Annotated in this window: 12 protein-coding genes; 8 read left to right on the top strand and 4 right to left on the bottom strand. The window is 40.5% G+C overall.

The window, feature by feature from the left end:
* The first annotated feature begins 316 nt into the window (after positions 1-316).
* Together BSAG_RS04345 and BSAG_RS04350 are read left to right on the top strand one after the other, a co-directional pair.
* On the top strand, positions 317-4,528 hold the full coding sequence (locus BSAG_RS04345) for a malectin domain-containing carbohydrate-binding protein (RefSeq protein WP_008771015.1): 4,212 nt from the start codon (positions 317-319) through the stop codon (positions 4,526-4,528).
* Positions 4,529-4,727: 199 nt separating this feature from the next.
* Positions 4,728-5,573 carry an AraC family transcriptional regulator gene (locus BSAG_RS04350; protein ID WP_004314666.1) on the top strand — a complete coding sequence of 282 codons (846 nt, stop codon included), beginning with the start codon at positions 4,728-4,730 and terminating at the stop codon, positions 5,571-5,573.
* Here BSAG_RS04350 and BSAG_RS04355 read toward each other — a convergent pair.
* Together BSAG_RS04355 and BSAG_RS04360 are read right to left on the bottom strand one after the other, a co-directional pair.
* On the bottom strand, positions 5,570-7,069 hold the full coding sequence (locus BSAG_RS04355) for a sensor histidine kinase (protein WP_004314671.1): 1,500 nt from the start codon (positions 7,067-7,069) through the stop codon (positions 5,570-5,572). The two genes, BSAG_RS04350 and BSAG_RS04355, sit on opposite strands and share 4 nt — an antisense overlap.
* A 242-nt stretch (positions 7,070-7,311) precedes the next feature.
* Complete coding sequence (locus BSAG_RS04360; RefSeq protein WP_004314674.1) at positions 7,312-8,838, bottom strand: TlpA disulfide reductase family protein; 1,527 nt, start codon at positions 8,836-8,838, stop codon at positions 7,312-7,314.
* Positions 8,839-8,964: 126 nt separating this feature from the next.
* Between BSAG_RS04360 and BSAG_RS04365 the strand changes: the two genes are divergently transcribed.
* From BSAG_RS04365 to BSAG_RS04390, 6 genes are all read left to right on the top strand, one after another.
* Positions 8,965-12,219, top strand: a complete 3,255-nt coding sequence (locus BSAG_RS04365) for a glycoside hydrolase family 2 TIM barrel-domain containing protein (RefSeq protein WP_080552743.1) — start codon at positions 8,965-8,967, stop codon at positions 12,217-12,219.
* 36 nt (positions 12,220-12,255) lie between these two features.
* Positions 12,256-15,105 (top strand): glycoside hydrolase family 2 TIM barrel-domain containing protein, encoded by a 2,850-nt coding sequence (locus tag BSAG_RS04370; protein WP_008771018.1) that lies wholly within the window; start codon positions 12,256-12,258, stop codon positions 15,103-15,105.
* A 145-nt stretch (positions 15,106-15,250) separates the two neighbouring features.
* Positions 15,251-15,937, top strand: coding sequence for a response regulator transcription factor (locus BSAG_RS04375; protein ID WP_004312802.1), 687 nt, complete (start codon positions 15,251-15,253; stop codon positions 15,935-15,937).
* Positions 15,934-17,301 (top strand): sensor histidine kinase, encoded by a 1,368-nt coding sequence (locus BSAG_RS04380; protein ID WP_004312801.1) that lies wholly within the window; start codon positions 15,934-15,936, stop codon positions 17,299-17,301. Before BSAG_RS04375 ends, BSAG_RS04380 begins: the two co-directional genes overlap by 4 nt.
* A 120-nt stretch (positions 17,302-17,421) precedes the next feature.
* Positions 17,422-20,073, top strand: a complete 2,652-nt coding sequence (gene mgtA, locus BSAG_RS04385) for a magnesium-translocating P-type ATPase (RefSeq protein WP_004312800.1) — start codon at positions 17,422-17,424, stop codon at positions 20,071-20,073.
* A 162-nt stretch (positions 20,074-20,235) separates the two neighbouring features.
* On the top strand, positions 20,236-21,750 hold the full coding sequence (locus tag BSAG_RS04390; protein WP_004312799.1) for a TlpA family protein disulfide reductase: 1,515 nt from the start codon (positions 20,236-20,238) through the stop codon (positions 21,748-21,750).
* Here BSAG_RS04390 and BSAG_RS04395 read toward each other — a convergent pair.
* On the bottom strand, positions 21,743-22,261 hold the full coding sequence (locus tag BSAG_RS04395; RefSeq protein ID WP_004325968.1) for a hypothetical protein: 519 nt from the start codon (positions 22,259-22,261) through the stop codon (positions 21,743-21,745). The genes BSAG_RS04390 and BSAG_RS04395 overlap by 8 nt on opposite strands.
* A complete protein-coding gene (locus tag BSAG_RS04400; RefSeq protein WP_004325967.1) occupies positions 22,251-23,462 on the bottom strand; it encodes an AAA family ATPase in 1,212 nt (403 codons plus the stop codon). The genes BSAG_RS04395 and BSAG_RS04400 overlap by 11 nt, the downstream gene beginning before the upstream one ends.
* Positions 23,463-23,539: the final 77 nt, after the last annotated feature.

The following is a 23,539-nucleotide window of genomic DNA, read 5'->3' as shown; positions in this document are numbered from 1 at the left end:
TAAATGGGAATTTTGCAGTTAAATGGGAATTTTGCAGTTAGGCTGAAAGCCTTACAATTATATATTTATTGGGGTGCCCTGAAAGGGCTTAATTATATAGCGTAGGGCAACGCCCTACGAAAAAAACACACCAGCCACAAGCCCTGAAAGGGCGGAACCGTATACAATTATGCCCTTTCAGGGCGCAAATTCAGATTGTCGTTTTTACGTAGGGCGTTGCCCTACGCTATATAATTAAGCCCTTTCAGGGCACTCCGCAAAATTATCATTTAGTGGTTATGCACTATTTAAGTATTAAACGATTAGAAAAAGTATCATGAAGAAGTTATTGCTGGCAGTTTTTAGTATAGCCACCACTTTCTCTCTGTATGCGCAAAGGGAAGTTCCGCAGGAACGAATGGAGCAGATTTACGAGGAAGTAAAGACACCATACAAGTACGGGCTCGCAGTTGCCCCGGCAGACAATTATCATAAGATTGATTGTCCTACCGTTTTTCGTCAGGGAGACAAGTGGCTGATGACTTATGTGGTTTACAACGGCAAAGGTGGAACCGATGGTCGTGGTTACGAAACGTGGATAGCAGAAAGTGATAATTTGCTCGAATGGCGCACTTTGGGACGGGTTCTTTCTTATCGGGATGGAAAATGGGACTGCAATCAGCGTGGCGGATTTCCTGCATTGCCGGATATGGAATGGGGTGGAAGCTATGAGCTTCAGACTTATAAAGGTCGCCATTGGATGACTTATATCGGCGGTGAAGGAACAGGCTACGAAGCTGTAAAAGCTCCGCTTTATGTCGGACTGGCATGGACGAAAGGAGATATTTCTACGGCACATGAATGGGAATCTCTGGACAAACCGATTTTGAGCATCCATGATAAAGATGCCCAATGGTGGGAAAAACTGACTCAATATAAGAGTACCGTTTATTGGGATAAAGATAAAACATTGGGAGCTCCGTTTGTGATGTATTACAACGCGGGCGGGCATCATCCGGAAACGAATTTAAAGGGCGAACGTGTCGGCATTGCGCTTTCCAAAGATATGAAAACATGGAAACGCTACTCCGGAAATCCGGTCTTCGCGCACGAAGCAGATGGAACCATTACAGGAGATGCGCATATCCAAAAGATGGGAGATGTGTATGTAATGTTCTATTTCTCTGCTTTTGAACCATCGCGTAAATATAAAGCATTCAATACATTTGCCGCCAGCTATGATTTGGTGAACTGGACCGACTGGAAAGGGACCGACCTGATTATTCCCTCCAAGAACTACGATGAACTGTTTGCTCATAAAAGCTATGTGGTGAAACATGACGGAGTGGTTTATCATTTCTATTGTGCGGTAAACAACGCAGAGCAACGTGGCATTGCCATTGCTACCAGTAAGCCGATGGGACGTTCGGCTGTCCGTTTCCCGAAACCGGAAATCAAGAACCGCCGGCAAATTATTGAATTAAATGAAGGCTGGAAAACTTGGAGAGTTGAGAATGGAAAGTTGAGAGTTGAGAGTGAAAAGACTGTGAATATACCTCATAACTGGGATGATTATTATGGGTATCGTCAATTGACTCACGGCAATCTTCACGGAACCGTTCTTTACAAAAAAGACTTCACCCTCAACAACTCTCAATTCTCAATTCTCAACTCTCAACTTAAAAAATATTTCCTTCGTTTTGACGGAGTAGGTACATACGCCACCATTACAGTGAACGGAAAGGACTTCGGTCGTCATCCCATAGGTCGCACCACGTTGACTTTGGATGTCACAGATGAATTGAAACAGGGAGTAAATCGCCTGGAAGTGAAAGCCGAGCATCCTGAAATGATTGCCGATATGCCTTGGGTATGTGGGGGATGTTCGTCGGAATGGGGATTCAGTGAGGGTTCCCAACCGTTAGGTATCTTCCGTCCTGTGGTATTGGAAGTAACGGATGAGATTCGCATAGAACCTTTCGGTGTACATATTTGGAATGACGAAAAGGCTGCTAACGTATTTGTAGAAACAGAGGTTAAGAATTATAGTAAAACAACAGAAACGGTAGAGTTAGTCAATAAACTAAGCAATGCCGATGGAAAACAAGTTTTCCGTTTGGTTGAAAAAGTAACTTTAGCTCCGGGAGAAATGAAAGTGATTCGCCAGCAGGCTCCTGTTGAGAATCCTGTCTTATGGAATACGGAAAATCCATATCTCTATAAATTGGCTAGTATGATTAAGCGTGATACGAAGACAACGGATGAAATTTCGACACCCTTCGGTATTCGTACCATTAGCTGGCCGGTAAAACGAAACGATGGAGACGGACGTTTTTACCTGAACGGGAAGCCCGTGTTTATCAATGGAGTATGCGAGTATGAGCATCAGTTCGGACAAAGCCATGCGTTCGGTAATGAACAGGTTGCCGCAAGGGTAAAACAGATACGTGCAGCCGGTTTCAATGCGTTCCGCGATGCTCATCAGCCCCATCATCTCGATTATCAAAAATACTGGGATGAAGAGGGAATCTTGTTTTGGACACAATTTTCCGCCCACGTGTGGTATGACACTCCGGAGTTTCGTGAGAACTTTAAAAAGTTGCTTCGTCAATGGGTGAAAGAACGTCGTAATTCTCCGTCAGTGGTGATGTGGGGATTGCAGAATGAAAGCACTTTGCCTCGTGAGTTTGCACAGGAGTGCAGTGACCTTATCCGGGAAATGGACCCGACTGCCAAGACAATGCGTGTCATAACAACCTGCAATGGTGGTGAAGGTACAGACTGGAATGTGATTCAAAATTGGAGTGGGACGTATGGAGGAGATGTGACGAAATACGATCGTGAGCTCTCTCAAGCGAACCAATTATTGAACGGGGAATATGGAGCGTGGAGAAGCATCGACCTACATACGGAACCGGGAGATTTCCAAGTGAACGGAGTGTGGAGTGAGGACCGTATGTGTCAGCTGATGGAAACTAAAATCCGTTTGGCAGAACAAGCTAAAGATAGTGTTTGCGGACAATTCCAGTGGATATATAGCAGTCATGACAATCCCGGACGCCGCCAGCCGGATGAAGCGTATCGCAAAATAGATAAAGTAGGTCCGTTCAATTATAAAGGATTGGTTACTCCGTGGGAAGAACCGTTGGACGTATATTATATGTATCGCGCCAACTATGTTCCGGCTGCAAAAGACCCGATGGTTTACTTGGTATCACATACATGGGCCAACCGTTTTGAAAAAGGACGTCGCCGTGCCACTATCGAGGCTTACAGCAATTGTGATTCTGTATTGCTATACAACGATCTGACAAATGAAAAGGCAACCTTCCTCGGACGTAAAAAGAACAACGGAACAGGCACTCATTTTATGTGGGAAAACCGGGATATTCGTTATAACGTGCTTCGTGCAGTAGGCTATTACAAAGGTAAGCCAGTGGCAGAAGACCTGATCCTATTGAATGGCTTGGAGCAAGCCCCTAACTTCGAACTTCTTTATCAGGATGATAAAAAGATATTGAAAGGAGAGGCAGGATATAATTATCTGTATCGTCTCAACTGTGGAGGGGATGATTATACAGATAGTTTCGGACAGTTATGGTTGCAGGACAATACGAATTATTCCCGTTCATGGGCGGAGAATTTCAAGGACCTGAATCCTTATCTTGCCAGTCAACGTACCACCAATGATCCGATTCGTGGCACCCGCGACTGGACGTTATTCCAACATTTCCGCTTCGGACGTCATCAGTTGGAATATCGTTTCCCTGTGGCAGACGGAACATATCGTATTGAACTGTATTTCACAGAGCCTTGGCATGGTACGGGCGGAAGCGCTTCTACCGACTGTGAAGGGCTGCGCATATTTGATGTTGCCGTGAATGATTCTGTTGTATTAGACGACTTGGATATTTGGGCTGAAAGCGGTCATGACGGAGTTTGTAAGAAAGTAGTATATGCCACAGTGAAGGGGGGAATGTTGAAAATTCATTTCCCGGAAGTGAAAGCAGGACAAGCCTTGATTTCAGGCATTGCTATTGCCAGCACAGATCAGGAACTGAAACCGACGGTATTCCCTGCGTCCGGCTGGAGTTGGGAAAAGGCGGATAAAGAAGTAATGGAAAAGACTCCGAAAGAGTTACTTCCGGAAGACAAAAATGCTCGTGTCAGTATATCATACGAAGCGGAAACGGCAGTGCTGAAAGGCAAATTCCAAAAGAAAGAACATCGCAAACAGATGGGAGTGTTTTTTGGTAAAGGAAAAGGTAACAGTATTGAATGGAATGTTTCTACTGGGTTGGCGCAGGTGTACGCCCTTCGCTTTAAATATATGAATACTACCGGAAAGCCAATACCTGTCTTAATGAAATTCATTGATTCAAAAGGAGTAGTATTGAAAGAGGACGTATTGAACTTCCCGGAAACACCGGATAAATGGAAGATGATGAGCACCACCACCGGAACCTTTATCAATGCCGGACATTACAAAGTATTACTTTCGGCAGAAAATATGGACGGAATTGCTTTTGACGCATTGGATATTCAATAAATCTTTCTATCAATTGATTTCAATAAAACGGGATACGGATAAGGTAAACTTTCCGCATCCCGTTTCTTTATATTCGGATCATTTTCTTAGAAATAGAATATAGATGTTATTTTTTTATGATTCAATGTTCCGATTTTAATTATTTAAAAGATAGGAATTAAATAATCTCTATCTTTGAGGACAAACAAAAAGAGCAATAATGGAAAGTAATATACCAAAGTATGATTTGCCGGTTGATTATATTGTAGGAGAGGGATTCGCAAAAGATTTACTGAAGAGCTATAAGAATTTTCCATGTAAGATTGAATCCGGCTTATTTATTCTTTGTATAAAAGGCACTATGGAGGTGACGATCAATACCAATACCCATCATATTAGTGAAAATGATTTAATAACTTTGCCGCCTAATTGCATATTAGAGGTGCACACATTCTCATCCGATATCCAGATTTATTATGCAGGCTTTTCATCTCATTTTATAGAAAGTATAAATTTGATGAAAGCTACCCAGCACCTTCTTCCGGTAATTATGGAGAATCCGATAGTTGCTTTATCTCCACTTCAGGCCTGTAGTTATAAAATGTTTTATGAATCATCTATTCTTTCATACGCTTCACTTAGGACGCGCGAAAATAAGGAGATAGTAAAAGCTGTTCTTACCATGTTTATCCAAGGGGCTACAGAAATATATAAGTTACAGAATAATTGGTATCTGTCTTCTCAATCAAGAAAGTATGAGATTTATCAGGAGTTTTTAAAATTAGTCATGAAACATTATACAATCCATCACGGAACATCTTTCTATGCTGATGAGTTAGGACTTAGCCTGCCCCATTTCTGTTCTACAATTAAAAAGGCGGCAGGAAATACTCCATTAGAGGTGATTGCTTCTGTCATTTTGATGGAAGCTAAATCCCGTTTAAAGTCGACCGATGAACCTGTAAAAAATATAGCTCTATCTTTAGGGTTTAATAATATCTCCTTCTTTAATAAGTTTTTTAAGCAGCATACTGGTATTACCCCTCAAGAATATAGAGGACGCTAATCTTCTGTTTTTCTATCAAATGGTAATGTAACGGTAAAACAACTACCTTTCCCAATCTCTGATTTAACGGAGATATCTCCTTGCAGGTGTTCTACAATCGTTTTACAGATAGAAAGTCCTAAACCGGTTCCCTGTTTAAAAGTATCTACTTTGTAGAAACGATCAAAGATTTCATTCAAACATTCTTGCGGAATTCCCGAACCGGTATCTTCTACAAATATTTGTACTGAATCCGCATTTCTGTTATCAAGCGTATACCCAAAATGAATATATCCTTTTTGGGTGAATTTCCGGGCATTATTAATGAAATTGCATATTACTTGTTTCAGGCGTGTAATATCTGTGTTGATATAAACATCTTCATCCGGTAATAATGACTTTATTTCAATTTCGGAAATAGGTTTCATTGCCTGTTCTTTCTCTATGTCCATCATTAAAGAGTTAAGGGAACAGTTGGAGAAAGTAAATTTAATCGTATTTGATTCAATCTTGGACAAATCAAGTATGTCGTCAATCAATCGTACTAAATGTTCGCTATTGATGCTGATTAGTCGCACGAAATCGGCACGTTCCTCTTCACTTAACTCATCATAAGTGGAACCTATAACATCAGAAAAGCCGACGATTGCATTCAGCGGCGTACGGATTTCATGACTCATATTGGCTAAAAACGCCATTTTAAGACGATCGCTTTCTTCTGCTTTTTTACGTGCCTCGATTAAGGTGTTTTCTATGTCTTTATATTCCTGAATACTCAAGCAGATTCCCACTAACCGATAGGGATGGCCGGATATGTTTGCAATATAAGTTGACTGCCCTTCAAACCATTCCCAAGTACCATCCCCCCGGCGCAGACGGAATGGAACTGTTTTGTCAAAAGTTGTATTACCACTAAGTTGTACAACAAAGGCATCAGCCATAGGTTGCCGATCGTCCGGATGAATCATATTCACATATTCCTCCATTGTCAAAGTATTATTTTCTCCTGCCGGAATACCTAAATGTTCAAAATAACGATCGTCAAGAGTAAATTCACTCCGACTTATATCATAATACCATGGATAGATTCTGGTTCTTTGCAAAGCAGTATTCAGAATATATTCCTGTGTAAGCTCTACTGTAATATTGCGGAAAAAGAATAAGATCTTGTTTAAATTAGTTCTATCCCTGATCGTTGCAAATTCTCCTCTTATGGGAAATTGTGTGTAATCAACCTGTTCTTGCATGAAGGTATGTTCAGGTAATGAATACGTATTTTCTCCCTGACGAATCTTTTCCAGAATAGTCGAAAGTATATCTTCCTTTTTATTTAGCAGTTTAAATAAACGATTGGTAGGAAAGGGAAGCATATCATTGACCGACGGATGAACATGCAGTTCTGCAAAAGCCTGCTGATTGAGTTGTATAACTTCTCCATTTGTATCAAATATAATCACTCCGTCGGGTAAAATGTTTAATAATTCATCGTTATAGAGTGTCTGTTTGTAATCTTCCATTTCTTTTATTGTTTTGTACTGAATATAAGATATATGAGACATATCTTATAACAAAGAAAACCATTTCTGCGAAGATTATAACATATTTACAGCTCTTTTTGAGCGACTTATACGGTTATTTTAAATTGCAAGATATTTAATGTTAATACAATATTCTTATTTTAATATTCGATATTCAAATATTAATAGAGAGAATGTGCCAAAACTCCTTTATGATTTTATTTTGGCACATTTCTTTTTCTTTATCTAGTAAGCTTTATCCCATTTATTTGCCAATCGTTTTTGGCTGTTCCTTCTGTGAAATTGAATGATTTAGTTTTGAGAGGTAATGGTTTGAAAGTTAGGGAAAATTCGGCTTCTCCGCTTTCAGGCAGAAAGAAATGCTTACCGGGAGTAATGCCGTCAGCCTTTTGTAATGTGTATGATGCACCTTGCTCGTCTACTAGTTTGGCATTTACACTTACTTGTATCCAGTATTTGGGTATGTAATATGCATAAAAATGAACGATAGTGGCTGTATCAGTCAATTCTACCTGCTTCACTTCAAGAATATCAGTATTGGTTGATTCAAAACTCGGATGATTAACGACTTTTCTATTGGTGTCCCCGGTGATACTCATTTCACGCTTTGGTGCATCCAAATATCTACGCATCTTTAATTTCAAGCTGCCTTTACCATAGCCCGACCACATTTTCACGATTTTGCCTTCGGGAGAGATAAGAACATAATTCGGAATACCGTTAACGTCATACACAGCATATAGTCCTGCAGTCTGTTTCAAGTCGCTTAAGTTTTGCCAAGTCATTTCATGTTGTGCAGAAGCAGCTTTCCACCTATTTTGCGTATCCGAACTCAAACTGATGATAGTGAGTCGGTCTTTATATTGCTCCTGAATCTCTTTCATTTCAGGTAAAGCCATGATGCAGGGACCACAACCGCTGCTCCAGAAATCAAGTAACATATATTTTCCTTTGAAATCAGCCAAATGATGCACCTTTCCATCTAAATCAAAAAGATCGGCATCTGCCATGTCATCTCCTTCTTTCACCGTTTTAGGAGGAAAGAGATTAACCCTGATTTCTTGTCCTTCAATGGAAGCTTTCTGTTCTTCGTTTAATCTGTCATACAAAGCCAGTATTTCTTCCTTATTGGTAAACTTTGGATTGTACTTCAATGACATACTCAAACGGAGCAATTTTTCCATCCAGACATTAGAAATAGGGAGTTCCCTCATCAACTTTAATTCCCGTTGATTAATAATGGAAGATATACTATCACTCTTTGTTCGAAGTGCTTTTCGTTCGGTTTCTGAAGCTGAACGCATACTTCTTTCTTTGATAGCCAAGCGTTGAAATTCGTCCCATAAGTCACGGGAATCCTCAATGAATCTATTATGTTCTTGTTGTTCTTTTACCGGACTGTCTACCCTCCATGTATAAATCAGAGGGTTTGTGCCCGTTACTTTTATTTTTGCGCCCGGAGTTGCATAAATATCTAACGACATTGGAGGGAAATCTGTATCGCGACACATGAGAGACAGTTGATCCATACCGCTTTCTCCTGCATTTCGCTTGAAAAAGAAAGTTCCATTACGTATCGTATCCGTACCAACTATGCTTCCTACGCGTCCATCCGTCAAAAATAAGGAAACATGAGTTCCGTCTTTCACTCCTTTTACCTCACCTTTAATTGTGTACTCGTGTTGTGCTTGTGAAACGAGACTGCCTAATAAAAAGAGGCTGCTAAATAGTAGTTTTTTCATCATCATAATATTAGAAGTAATTATACGCCACAAGGTAAAGCTTTTCTTTATAGAGTGTTACTCCTTTTATTGTTCTTTAATATTTCTGTAAAAGAAAGGGGTACAAAATGCCCTTTCGTTCGTCTACTTGATATGAAGAAAAAAGAACGAATGAAAATATATACTTTACTGCTTGGCGCATTGTTTGTAAGTCCTACACAGGCACAAACAATGCATGATTGGGAGAATCATCATGTTCTCCAGATCAACCGTGAACCGGCAAGAGCTACTTTTACCCCTTTCTCTGTACAGAAAGGAGACGGCTCAATCTCTTTAGACGGAACCTGGAAATTCCGTTGGACTCCCGTTCCCAATGAAAGAGTCGTGAACTTCTATCAGATAAATTTTGATGATAAAGATTGGACGGATTTTCCTGTTCCCGCCAACTGGGAAGTGAACGGATATGGCACGCCTATCTATGTTTCAGCAGGCTATCCGTTTAAAATAGATCCTCCACGGGTGATGGGAGAACCGAGAACTGACTATACCACGTATAAAGAAAGAAACCCGGTAGGGCAATATCGCCGCACTTTTGTATTGCCGACCGGATGGGAAGTGAATGGACAGACTTTTCTACGGTTTGAGGGCGTAATGAGCGCCTTTTATGTTTGGATCAACGGTGAGCGGGTAGGGTATAGCCAAGGCAGTATGGAACCGAGCGAATTTAATGTCACGAAGTATCTGAAATCCGGAGAAAATCAGATTTCACTGGAAGTCTACCGATATAGTGACGGTTCTTATCTGGAAGATCAGGATTTCTGGCGTTTTGGTGGTATTCATCGTAGTATTCATCTGATACATACGCCGGATATTCATGTCCGTGATTATGCGGTACGCACTCTTCCTGCGTCTGCTGGTGATTATGAAGACTTTATTTTGCAGATTGATCCGCAATTCAGTGTATATCGAGGGATGACCGGAAAAGGGTATGTCTTACAGGGAGTATTAAAGGATGCTTCAGGCAAAGAAGTTGCCACATTGAAAGGTGATGTGGAAGATATGCTTGATTTGGAGCATAAAGCAAGCCGGATGAATGAATGGTATCCGCAGCGTGGCCCGCGTAAGATGGGACGTTTGTCAGCCATTATAAAATCGCCGGAAAGATGGACGGCAGAAACACCCTATCTTTATAAATTACACTTAACTCTCCAAAATGGAGAAGGAAAAGTCGTAGAACAGATAGAACAGGCCGTAGGTTTCCGCTCTGTAGAAATCAAAAAAGGACAACTGTTAGTGAACGGTAATCCGGTTCGTTTTCGTGGAGTGAACCGCCACGAACATGATCCACGGACGGCACGTGTCATGAGCGAAGAACGAATGCTTCAGGATATTCTTTTAATGAAGCAGGCAAATATAAATGCTGTGCGCACCAGTCATTACCCGAATGTAAGCCGTTGGTACGAGCTATGCGACAGCTTGGGATTGTACGTGATGGACGAAGCGGATATAGAAGAACACGGATTGCGTGGAACACTCGCAAGTACCCCCGACTGGCATGCAGCATTTATGGACCGTGCGGTCCGTATGGCGGAACGTGATAAGAATTATCCATGTATTGTAATGTGGAGCATGGGAAACGAAAGCGGTTACGGACCGAACTTCGCTGCTATTTCGGCATGGCTGCATGATTTCGATCCCACTCGTCCTGTACACTATGAGGGGGCGCAGGGAGTGGACGGAAATCCTGACCCGAAGACGGTCGATGTTATCAGCCGCTTTTATACCCGGGTGAAACAGGAATACTTAAATCCCGGCATTGCAGAGGGAGAAGACAAGGAACGCGCTGAAAATGCACGTTGGGAACGGTTGCTGGAAATTGCGGAACGTACCAATGACGACCGTCCGGTGATGACGAGTGAATATGCACATTCCATGGGGAATGCATTAGGAAATTTCAAGGAATATTGGGATGAGATATATAGCAATCCCCGTATGCTAGGTGGTTTTATATGGGATTGGGTAGATCAGGGAATCTACAAGACATTACCCGATGGCCGTACCATGGTGGCTTACGGCGGTGACTTTGGCGATAAGCCGAATTTAAAAGCTTTCTGCTTTAATGGATTGCTGATGAGCGACCGTGAAACTACGCCTAAATATTGGGAGGTAAAAAAGGTATATGCACCAGTTGAGTTGAAAGTTGAGAATGGAGAGTTGAGAGTAACCAACCGGAATCATCATATTGATTTATCACTTTATCGTTGTCTATGGACATTATCAGTGGATGGTAAGGAGAAAGAACGGGGAGAAATAACATTGCCGGAAATAGCTCCAGGGGAAAGTAGCACAATCGGTTTGCCGGCTTTCCGATCATTGAAAACTCTTTCCGATTACCAGCTGAAAGTAAGCATTGTTTTGAAATCGGATGCTCTTTGGGCAAAGGCAGGACATGAAGTGGCCTGGGAACAATTCTGCTTACAGAAAGGAGATTTAGCTTCTGCCGATCTGATTAATAAAGGAGCGCTTCAGGTGAAAGAGGACGATAATTCTTTATTGATTAGCGGGCGCAGTTTTTCTGTTCAGTGGGAAAAGAAAGTGAACGGAAGTATGACTTCCCTTATATATAAGGGCAAAGAAATGCTGGCTCACTCCGATGATTTTCCGGTTCAGCCTGTCACTCAAGTTTTCCGTGCTCCGACAGATAATGACAAGAGCTTCGGAAACTGGTTGGCTAAAGACTGGAAATTGCATGGAATGGATCATCCGCAGATAAATCTGGAATCTTTCCACCATGAAAAACGTGCAGACGGGGCGGTCATTGTCCGGATTCAAACAAGTAATTTATATAAAGAAGGAAAAGTGGTGACGACTTCTGTCTATACGGTCTTTTCAGATGGAACGATTGATCTGAAAACAACTTTCTTGCCACAAGGAGTTCTTCCTGAAATTCCCCGTTTAGGAATCGCATTCTGTCTGGCGCCTGCTTATGATACATTTACCTGGTATGGCAGAGGACCACAGGATAACTATCCTGACCGCAAAACATCTGCTATGATAGGGCTTTGGAAAGGAAGCGTTGCAGACCAATACGTACATTATCCACATCCGCAGGACAGTGGAAACAAAGAGGAAGTGCATTATCTTACCTTGACCGACAAACAGAATAAAGGCATTCGTGTTGACGCGGTAGAAAACGCATTTTCTGCATCTGCCCTGCATTACACCGTACAAGACATCTATGAAGAAACTCACGATTGCGATTTAAAACCACGTGCAGAAGTTATTCTTAGTATGGATGCTGCCGTACTTGGATTAGGAAACAGTAGTTGCGGACCGGGTGTATTGAAGAAATATGCCATAGAGAAAAAAGAACATACGTTGCATCTCCGTATCAGTAGTAAACAATAATAGCAATAAATAACTAACACAATAATAAAAGTAACAATGAAAAAAGTAACCACTTTATTATCGACCTTAGCGTTGGCAACTACCCTGGCTGCTCAAAACCTTCCACAAACGGAAAGGCAATATCTCTCCGGTCACGGATGCGACGATATGGTTGAATGGGACTTCTTTTGTACCGACGGACGCAATTCCGGCAAATGGACGAAAATCGGCGTACCTTCCTGTTGGGAATTGCAAGGCTTCGGCACTTATCAGTATGGAATCACTTTCTATGGAAAGCCATTTCCTAAAGGCGTTGCCGATGAAAAAGGGATGTATAAGTACGAATTTGAAGTTCCGGAAAAGTTTCGCGGCAAACAGGTCAATCTTGTATTCGAAGCTTCGATGACAGACACGGAAGTAAAAGTGAATGGACGCAAAGTGGGTTCCAAACATCAGGGAGCCTTCTATCGTTTTTCATACAACGTCACGGATTTCCTGAAATATGGCAAAAAGAATTTACTGGAAGTCACTGTTGCCAAAGAAAGTGAAAATGCCAGTGTGAACCTTGCCGAACGTCGTGCTGATTATTGGAATTTTGGCGGTATCTTCCGTCCGGTGTTCCTGGAGGTGAAACCAGCCGTAAACCTGCGGCACATTGCCATTGACGCAAAGATGGATGGAACTTTCCGTGCCAACTGCTACACAAATATCTCTAATGACGGAATGAGCATCCGTACACAGATTTTAGATAAAAAAGGGAAAAAGATAACGGAAACCACCGTACCCGTAAAAGCAGGAGGCGACTGGACTTCCCTGCAACTGAATGTATCTAACCCCGCATTATGGACAGCGGAAACTCCGAATCTTTATAAAGCGCAATTCTCTCTATTGGATAAGGCCGGTAAGGTTTTGCATAGTGAAACAGAAAATTTTGGTTTCCGCACGATTGAAGTACGCGAAAGCGACGGACTTTATATAAACGGAGTACGTATCAATGTACGTGGTGTCAATCGCCATAGTTTCCGTCCTGAAAGTGGTCGTACGTTGAGTAAAGAGAAGAATATCGAAGACGTTCTTTTGATGAAAGGCATGAACATGAATTCTGTCCGTTTGAGCCACTATCCGGCTGACCCGGAATTTTTGGAAGCCTGTGATTCTCTCGGACTTTATGTGATGGATGAATTGGGAGGCTGGCATGGCAAGTATGATACCCCCACCGGAGTACGTCTGATTGAAGGAATGATAGAACGTGACGTGAATCATCCGTCTATTATTTGGTGGAGTAATGGTAATGAAAAAGGATGGAATACCGAACTGGATGGAGAGTTTCATAAATACGATCCGCAGAAACGTCCGGTTATTCACCCGCAAGGCAATTTCTCCGGTTTTGAAACCATGCATTACCGCTCTTACGGAGAAAGCCAGAACTACATGCGCTTACCGGAAATCTTTATGCCTACGGAATTCTTGCATGGTTTATACGATGGCGGCCATGGTGCCGGATTATATGATTATTGGGAAATGATGCGCAAGCATCCCCGTTGTATCGGTGGATTCCTTTGGGTATTGGCAGACGAAGGTGTGAAGCGTGTGGATATGGACGGATTCATTGATAACCAAGGAAACTTTGGAGCAGACGGTATTGTAGGACCACATCACGAAAAGGAAGGTAGCTACTACACTATCAAGCAGTTATGGAGTCCGGTGCAAATCATGAATACTTCTATCAACAAGCAATTTGATGGCAAATTCTCCGTAGAAAACCGTTACGATTATCTGAATCTGAATACTTGCCGTTTCCTTTGGAAGCAAGTAAAATTCCCGCTGGCAACAGATGCTTCCAATGCTGCTATTCAAGTGTTGAAAGAGGGTGAAGTGCAAGGCAGTGACGTGGTTGCTCACTCGGCAGGCATTTTGGATATAAAAACAAATATCCTCCCCAATGCAGACGCCCTCTTCCTGACAGCAATCGATCCATACGGCCATGAACTTTGGCGCTGGACTTTCCCGGTCAACCAACTGAATCAGCAGACAGAACAGCTTTCTCCCTTGTCCAGTCGTCCTGCTTATACAGAGACAGAAAATGAGCTTACTGTGAAAGCGAATAAGCGTACGTTTATCTTCTCAAAGAAAGACGGACAACTGAAAGGAGTATCTGTAGATAACCGTAAGATTAGTTTCGCCAATGGCCCCCGTTTCATCGGAGCCCGTCGTGCAGACCGCTCATTGGATCAGTTCTATAACCATGATGATGAGAAAGCAAAAGAAAAAGACCGCACATACAGCGAATTCCCCGATGCTGCCGTATTTACGAAACTGGATGTGAAAGAAGACGGAGGTAATCTGGTTGTTACCGCCAATTATAAACTGGGCAACCTGGATAAGACCCAATGGACAATTAACCCGAGTGGGGAACTGGCTTTGGATTACACCTATAATTTCTCCGGTGTCGTAGACTTGATGGGTATTCGTTTCGACTATCCTGAAGATCAGGTAATCAGCAAACGCTGGCTGGGTGCCGGACCTTACCGTGTATGGCAAAACCGTATTCACGGAACACAATACGATGTTTGGGAAAACGACTATAACGATCCTATTCCGGGTGAGACTTTCACATATCCCGAATTCAAAGGATACTTTGGTGATGTTTCCTGGATGAATATCCAAACGAAAGAAGGCACTATCAGCCTGACAAACGAAACTCCCGACGCATATATCGGAGTATATCAGCCTCGTGATGGCCGCGACCGTTTGCTTTATACTCTTCCCGAAAGCGGAATCTCTGTCCTGAACGTGATTCCTCCGGTACGTAATAAAGTAAACTCCACCGATTTGTGTGGTCCCTCTTCACAACCGAAATGGGTAAATGGTCCACAAACCGGACGAGTCATTTTCCGGTTTATGTAAATGAATCATATAAAGGTATCCACATTGCGTTGGGTACCTTTTTTATTTGGCCTTCTCACCGATTTTTCAAGGAAAAAGGCTATAAGTGGGGAATAATCATTATTTTTGTTTCGTTTTATACATTCAGATTAATGAATTCTTTCCTATGTACACAATACTAATTATAGAAGATGAACCCCGGGTTGCAAGTTTGCTGATGAACGGACTGGAGGAAAATGGCTATCAGACAATGGTGGCTTATGACGGACTGATGGGCTTACGGCTTTTTCAGACGCATACATTCGATCTGGTCATATCCGACATCGTTCTGCCTAAGATGGACGGATTTGAACTAGCGAAAGAAATTCGCAAAACCAATCCCAATATCCCTATATTGATGTTGACGGCATTAGGATCAACGAACGATAAACTGGACGGTTTCGATGCCGGTGCAGACGATTACATGGTGAAACCTTTTGATTTCAGAGAGTTAAATGCCAGAATCAAAGTGCTGTTGAAACGTGTGACAGGTAATGCGCAGGAATTACCGCAGGAACTTGTCTATGCAGATTTGCGTATTGATCTTCAACGGAAAGACGTAGAACGGAATGGTATATCCATTAAACTTTCTCCTAAAGAATACAACCTGTTGTTATATATGGTAGAAAATGCCGAAAGAGTATTGAGCAGGGTTGAAATAGCGGAGAAAGTATGGAACACCCATTTTGATACAGGAACGAATTTCATAGATGTATATATCAACTATCTTCGCAAAAAGATAGACCGGGATTTTGAACCGAAACTTATTCATACCAAAGCCGGAATGGGTTTCATACTGACTGATAAAATATGAAGATCAGGACAACGTTGACTCTACAATATGCAGGGCTTACAGCTGCGGTATTCTTCGTATTTGTGATGGCTGTCTACTATGTAAGTGAACATTCACGTAGCAATGCTTTCTTTCGTAATCTTCAAAGTGAAGCTATAACCAAAGCACATTTATTCCTTAAGGATCAAGTAGATGCCAAAACCATGCAGTCTATTTACCTGAATAATCAGAAGTTTATTAATGAAGTAGAGGTTGCCGTCTATACAACAGATTTTAAAATATTATATCACGATGCTCTGCAAAACGATATTGTTAAAGAAACGCCGGAGATGATAAAACGTATCCTGAAGCGAAAGAATATCAATTTCTATGTGGACGAATATCAGGCTATAGGACTGGTGTATCCGTTTGAGGGCAAAGACTATGTGGTTACCGCCGCAGCCTACGACGGTTACGGATACGCCAACCGAGATGCGCTAAGAAATATGCTTATTCTCCTATTTATCGGTGGATTGAGCGTATTGGTGGTTGTGGGGTATATCCTTTCTCGAAGCACTTTAAAACCGATACGTAATATAGTGAAAGAAGCGGAGAAAATCACAGCATCGCATATTGATAAAAGATTACCCGTAAAAAATGAACAGGATGAACTGGGAGAATTGAGTACGACATTCAATGCATTGTTGGAACGCCTGGAAAAGTCTTTCAATTCACAAAAGATGTTCGTCAGTAATGTATCTCATGAATTGCGTACCCCCATGGCAGCTCTTACAGCCGAATTGGATTTAGCTTTATTGAAAGAACGGAGCTCCGAACAATATCAGATGGCTATCGGCAATGCACTGCAAGATTCGCGTCGGATTGTTAATCTGATCGACGGATTATTGAATCTGGCAAAAGCTGACTATCAGTCGGAACAGATAACTATGGAAGAAGTCCGTCTGGACGAACTGTTGCTGGACGCCAGAGAGCTGGTACTAAAAGCTCATCCGGATTATCACATCGAATTAGTATTTGAGCAAGAAGCCGAAGAAGATAATGTGCTGACAGTAATTGGAAACAGTTATTTACTGACTACCGCTTTTGTGAATTTAATAGAGAATAACTGCAAATATTCTTCCAACCGAACTTCGTCAGTCTTGATAGCCTATTGGGAGCAATGGGCAATCATCCGCCTGTCAGATACCGGTGTAGGCATGTCTGATACGGATAAAGAAAACCTGTTTACACTGTTTTATCGCGGAGAAAACAAGAATATTGCTCCCGGAAATGGTATAGGTATGGCCTTGACACAAAAGATCATCCACCTTCACAAAGGCGAACTTACCGTATCTTCCCATAAGGATGAGGGCACTACCTTTGTGGTGAAGCTCCCGCATATCTAAGAAACTCTAATCGTTTTCTAATACCACTCTAATCATTCTCTAACAGCTTCCCGGTGAAGTCCTCCTTACTTTTGCATCGAATTAATAAATGCAGTTAGTAACTAAAAAAAAATAGAGATTATGGTATGGAAGAAAAAACTGCGTTCACCACAGTACACATTCAATTCAGAGAAAGTATTTTTGGTTGCCACACAACCCGGTAAGTCAATCTATTCATACTTGCAGACAACCAAGCTTGGATTAACACAGGGAGAAGTGCAGGAGCGACAATCCATTTATGGAAGAAACGAAGTGGTACATGAACAGAAAAAGAATCCGTTTATCCTGTTTATCAAAACGTTTATCAATCCTTTCATTGGCGTTCTGACCGGGCTCGCCATAATATCCTTATTTTTGGATGTATTGATGGCTGATCCTGGAGAGCAGGAATGGACGGGAGTCATTATCATCTCATCCATGGTGCTGTTCAGTGCTATCCTGCGTTTTTGGCAGGAATGGCGAGCAAGTGAGGCTACGGATTCTTTAATGAAAATGGTAAAAAACACATGTCTTGCCAAACGTGCCGGTGAACAGGAAGAAGAGATCGAGATTACGGAACTCGTCCCGGGGGATATCGTGTATTTGGCAGCTGGGGACATGGTTCCCGCTGATATTCGGATCATCGATTCTAAAGACTTGTTTATCAGCCAGGCTTCATTAACAGGAGAGTCCGAACCGATAGAAAAGTTTTCGGAGATACAGGGACAGCAGTTTCGGAAAGGAAGCGTCATCGAGTTGGACAATATTTGTTATATGGGTTCCAATGTGATAAGTGGTGCGGCAAAAGGAATCGTTTTTGAGACGGGGAACAAAACCTATCTGGGTACTATTGCAAAGAGCCTGGTCGGACATCGTGCCACTACAGCTTTTGACAAAGGCATTAGTAAAGTTAGCTTTTTGTTGATTCGCTTCATGCTGGTTATGGTTCCATTTGTATTTTTCGTAAATGGCTTTACGAAAGGGGATTGGTTTGAAGCTTTCATATTCGCCATATCCGTTGCGGTTGGCCTTACTCCGGAAATGTTACCGATGATTGTGACTGCCAACCTTTCCAAAGGAGCGATAGCCATGTCCAAAAAGAAAACAATCGTAAAGAATCTCAATGCCATTCAGAATTTTGGAGCGATGGACATACTCTGTACTGACAAAACCGGTACATTGACCTGCGATAAAATCGTGTTGGAAAAATATATCAATGCAGATGGCAGTGACGACAACAGTAAACGTATTCTTCGTCATGCTTACTTCAACAGTTATTTCCAAACCGGTTTAAGGAACCTGATGGATAAAGCGATTCTTTCCCATGTAAGAGATTTGAGCCTGGAACATCTGAAGGATGACTATACCAAAGTGGATGAAATACCTTTCGACTTTACGCGCAGAAGAATGTCTGTTGTAATAGAAGACAGGCAGGGAAAGCGGCAAATCATCACCAAAGGAGCGGTAGAAGAGGTTCTCGATGTCTGTTCCTATGCCGAGTTCAACGGGCAGATTCATCCCTTGACTGATGCCTTGAAAATCAAAGCACAGATGATTAGTGAAGAAATGAATCAGCAGGGGATGAGAGTATTGGCAGTTTCCCAGAAAAGTTTTATCGAGAAAGATTGTAATTTTGCCATCGAAGATGAAAAAGAAATGGTACTGATCGGGTATCTTGCTTTTCTTGATCCTCCGAAACCTTCTGCTGCCGAAGCCATCGAACAATTATATGCGCATGGAGTAGCAGTGAAAATTCTATCGGGAGATAATGATGTCGTAGTGAAAGCGATTGCCCGGCAGGTAGGAATTGATACCAGTCATTTTCTTACCGGGATAGAAATAGAGAATATGGACGAAACAGCATTGAAAGAAGCGGTAAAGGATACCACTTTATTTTCAAAACTGACTCCATTACAAAAGACACAAATCATCTCTCTGTTGCAGGAACAAGGCAATACGGTAGGGTTCTTGGGAGATGGAATCAATGATGCAGGTGCATTGCGTCAGTCGGACATTGGTATATCAGTCGATTCTGCTGTGGATATAGCCAAAGAAAGCGCAGATATTATCTTGTTAGAAAAAGATTTGATGGTATTGGAAGACGGAGTGCTTGAAGGAAGAAAGACATTCGGCAATATCAATAAGTATATCAAGATGACTGCCAGTTCCAATTTTGGTAATATGTTCAGTGTGATGTTTGCCAGTGCATTCCTGCCGTTTCTGCCCATGATGCCGATACATCTATTGATCCAGAACTTATTGTATGACATATCACAGACAACCATTCCATTTGACCGTATGGACCCGGAGTTCCTAAAGAAACCCCGTAAATGGGATGCGTCCGATCTAAGTCGTTTTATGATTTATGTAGGTCCCATCAGTTCTATCTTTGATATTATAACGTATCTGGTTATGTGGTACGTATTTAGCTGCAACAGCCCCGAACATCAGACACTGTTTCAGACCGGATGGTTTGTGGAAGGTTTGTTATCACAGACATTGATTGTCCACATGATACGTACCCGCAAGATACCGTTCATACAAAGCCGTGCCACATGGCCTGTGATGGGACTGACCTTCTTAATCATGGCAATAGGTATTCTTATTCCTTTCACCGCTTTCGGGCGTTCCATCGGATTGACAGCTCTTCCTTTGAGCTATTTCCCCTGGCTGGTTGGGATTTTGCTCTCTTATTGCATTTTGACGCAGATCGTGAAGAATTGGTATATTAAGAAGTTTGTGCGCTGGTTATAGCTTTGTCTGTTTATCTCGCAAATTAAATGTATATATTGTAAAAGATTTAAAATTGAGACGAATTGTCTGTCAAGAGTTTTTGCCCCTAAAATTAATTTCATATATTTAGGAGCAAGAACTCTTATTTATTTAGATTTGCAAACTTTCTAATATTCAGGCACGATGAAACACTATTATTCCTTTCTGATAATAACCTCTTTGTTATTAGCCGGATGCGGGCAAAAAGACCGGGCAAAATCTCAATTCGAATCATCTGTACAGACAGAAGAAAGTTATTCGTTAGCAAAAGAATATATTAAAGAAGCTGTTATCACAGGAAAAGTGTTGAACCGGGATTTTTATCCTCAAGAAAAGGAATTAACTCTCATCATTCCATTTTTTTGGAAAATGGAAAATCAATATCGTACCCCCATACAAGAAGACGGCTCATTTTCATTCCGCTTTCCGGTTTATGCAAAATTAAGAGAAGTTTCCATTCGCAATTATGCGGAACATTTGTATATCCACCCGGGAGATAGCATACATGTGGAAATAGACTTCAAAGATCTTTTTCATCCCAAAGTAACAGGTGATGCAGAAAAGTTGAATCAAGAAATACTGGCATTTACAGAAAGCGCTTACTATTACATACAGAATTATAGTATAAACCCGAATTTGAATATTAAGGATTTTGAGGCTGAATTAAAGAAAGAATATGACTTTCGTTTGGAGCGGAGAAACGAGTATCTGACGAAATATAAGCCAATGGACGATGTTACATTATTTACTGAAGAGTTACTGAAACAGGACTATTATTACGCTTTGTTATCCTATGGTAACCAATGCCAGTTTAAAACGAAAAAAGAAATGGACCGATATCATAAACTTCTGTCTGCAATCAATAAGCTTTATAATAAAGGGATTCTTTCAGCACGTTTATATGATATTGCCGATGAGGTAGAACACTATATAGCTTATGGGATAACATACAAAGATAAAAAAAATCCATCTGTAGAAGAGATTATGTCGGCAGTAGGAGAGAATGAACTGAACCAGTATATATATACCAAAATGACAGTTGGCTCTTTGAATGCGAATGATACACTTGCTTTAACAACGAGGCATACACAGTTTGATTCGATCGTAAAAATGCCGCATTTGCGTGCACAAGTGATGCAGATATATAATCAGACTAAATCTTACCTGGAAAATCCGCAACCAGTTTCCAATAATTTATTATATGGTGAGTTTCACGAAAACTCAAAGCTAAAAACATCTATGCCTTACATGGAACCCGTCTATAATATACTTGAGAAGAATCACGGAAAAGTGATCTATTTCGATTTTTGGGCTAGGTGGTGTCCACCATGCCTGGCAGAAATGGAACCTTTGAAACAATTGCGGAGTAAGTATTCCACCAAAGACCTGGTCATATATTCCATATGTGTAAGTGAACCCAAGGAAGAATGGGAAGAATGTCTGAATGAGTATTCATTGAAGAACCGGGGAATTGAATGTATTTATGCATCTGATTATTTTGGAAAAGATAACTTACAGAAAATTCGCAAACAATGGAAAATAGATAGAATGCCCTATTATCTGTTGATTAATAGAAAAGGGCAAATTGTAGATTTCGGAACTACAGCACGTCCCAGCAATCCGCAATTTGTATCTCGAATTGACGATGCCCTCAAATAACTTTATCATTAATAGGATCGTATGTCATTTCTTTATTCTTCTTTTCTATACGAAAGCTTTTTATTTTTGATGAAAGTGATTTTTCTAGGGTTTGTTTTGCTTTACGATACGTACCGTCATTGGATGGATGTCGTGAACTAACAATAGCTCCTATAACTTTTTTATCTTTTAGATATCCTTGATTGTAGAATAAGTTCACAGTATTGCCGATTTGTGTTATAGCGTGTGCAATATCCGTTCCTTTTAGTTCTACAAAAATATAAACACAACTAAGGGGTGATGTGTATACAAATAAGTAATCACACTTTCTATGCTCTGATGAACTATCAAAATAACCATCAATTTTTATTTTATCAACTTCGGAAATATCTTTAGATGCAATAGTGAACTTACTTTTATTTTCACAAATCGTAAAACGAGAAGTGCATTTACACTTTGAATTAACATATTTATGATCAAAAGAATCTGTATTCTTGAATACGAATCTTCTATTAAAACATTTACAACTCATTTCTTTCAATATTGCATAGTTCGTCAAAAATATATCCTAATTTGTCAGAAGCCGTATCTATGTATTCAGCTCCCAAAGATTTTATGTCAGTATCTCTTATATCTTTAACAGTTCCATCTGAATGAAAAAAGTAGGATGATACATCATCAAAATCAATTAGCGCCATTGATGGAATGAGTTCTTTAATTTTAGATAGCACCAACTTCTTTTTATTGCTTTTCTTTAATATTTCTTGTGCTAAAATTAAATTATCTACTACTGATAACACATATGGACTATGTGTCGTAATTACAATACTTCCATTTGATTTTCTCATCTTTCTCATGATCCAATCAATAAGGAAGTGTTGAGTAGAAGGAAATAAATTTAATTCAGGTTCTTCTATTACTAATATCTGTTTTTTCTTGCTTTCAACATATTGGTTAAATACAATCCACAACGGAATAATTGATTGAATTCCACTAGAAGTTTGAGATAGTTTTACTTCTTTGTTTTCATTCATTAGATATACTGTGTCACCATTGTTATTGAATGACACTTTAATGTCAAGAATGTTTATATCAATATTTTTATACTGAATTCTTGCTTTTTCGTATAAGCTACCAAAATCCTTTATGCAATCGGGAATACTAGCTCCTGCTTGAAGTAAAGAAAATATGCTATTAGAAAATGTTGAAATCAACAATCTTTCAGCTGGAATATATACTGGTATACATTCTTCATAAAGGAGTCCAACTAAGGCAGGTTTTATTAACTCTACCATTGCGCTGTCTTTTAAATCTAAGAGGTTTTTAAGACTTTTGATAAATTCTTTGTATGCAAAGTTATTTTCTTTTCGTTCTATAAATTTTAAAATAAAATCATATGACTTTGAAGTATTAGCCATTTCCATCAAATCAGCATCCTCGTAGTTACTGTGAAATTTATTTAAGCCTATTTCCCAATAGTATTTTTCATTGCTATAACGAATAATGGTTGTAGACGTAAATTCAAAATTAATATTATATTTATCCAATAACCTTAAGAAACTATTGAAATCTCCTTCTTTAATAGTCCAAAAAATCGAATTGTTAAATATTGCAAGAAGTTTTGCAATAGTACTTTTTCCACTAGAAGTATGTCCAATAAAGAAATTATATTTCTTTATTTCTATATTTGCGGATTTTATAGCCCCAAAATCTGTTACAATTAAATGTGCCATGCTCATTAAAAAATTAAAGTTATATCCCTCATATAAAAGAATAACTATTGGCAAATGTAGTCATTAATACTGGTATA

Origin of the sequence: Bacteroides sp. D1 (assembly GCF_000157095.2) — a bacterium.
Taxonomy (GTDB): Bacteria; Bacteroidota; Bacteroidia; order Bacteroidales; family Bacteroidaceae; genus Bacteroides; species Bacteroides xylanisolvens.
This window is presented reverse-complemented; position numbering and strand designations above follow the sequence as displayed.

Coding starts and splice junctions, on each gene's coding strand:
- BSAG_RS04345 (WP_008771015.1), top strand. CDS start 317: ATGAAGAAGTTATTGCTGGCAGTTTTTAGTATAGCCACCACTTTCTCT.
- BSAG_RS04350 (WP_004314666.1), top strand. CDS start 4,728: ATGGAAAGTAATATACCAAAGTATGATTTGCCGGTTGATTATATTGTA.
- BSAG_RS04355 (WP_004314671.1), bottom strand. CDS start 7,069: ATGGAAGATTACAAACAGACACTCTATAACGATGAATTATTAAACATT.
- BSAG_RS04360 (WP_004314674.1), bottom strand. CDS start 8,838: ATGATGATGAAAAAACTACTATTTAGCAGCCTCTTTTTATTAGGCAGT.
- BSAG_RS04365 (WP_080552743.1), top strand. CDS start 8,965: ATGAAGAAAAAAGAACGAATGAAAATATATACTTTACTGCTTGGCGCA.
- BSAG_RS04370 (WP_008771018.1), top strand. CDS start 12,256: ATGAAAAAAGTAACCACTTTATTATCGACCTTAGCGTTGGCAACTACC.
- BSAG_RS04375 (WP_004312802.1), top strand. CDS start 15,251: ATGTACACAATACTAATTATAGAAGATGAACCCCGGGTTGCAAGTTTG.
- BSAG_RS04380 (WP_004312801.1), top strand. CDS start 15,934: ATGAAGATCAGGACAACGTTGACTCTACAATATGCAGGGCTTACAGCT.
- mgtA (WP_004312800.1), top strand. CDS start 17,422: ATGGTATGGAAGAAAAAACTGCGTTCACCACAGTACACATTCAATTCA.
- BSAG_RS04390 (WP_004312799.1), top strand. CDS start 20,236: ATGAAACACTATTATTCCTTTCTGATAATAACCTCTTTGTTATTAGCC.
- BSAG_RS04395 (WP_004325968.1), bottom strand. CDS start 22,261: ATGAGTTGTAAATGTTTTAATAGAAGATTCGTATTCAAGAATACAGAT.
- BSAG_RS04400 (WP_004325967.1), bottom strand. CDS start 23,462: ATGGCACATTTAATTGTAACAGATTTTGGGGCTATAAAATCCGCAAAT.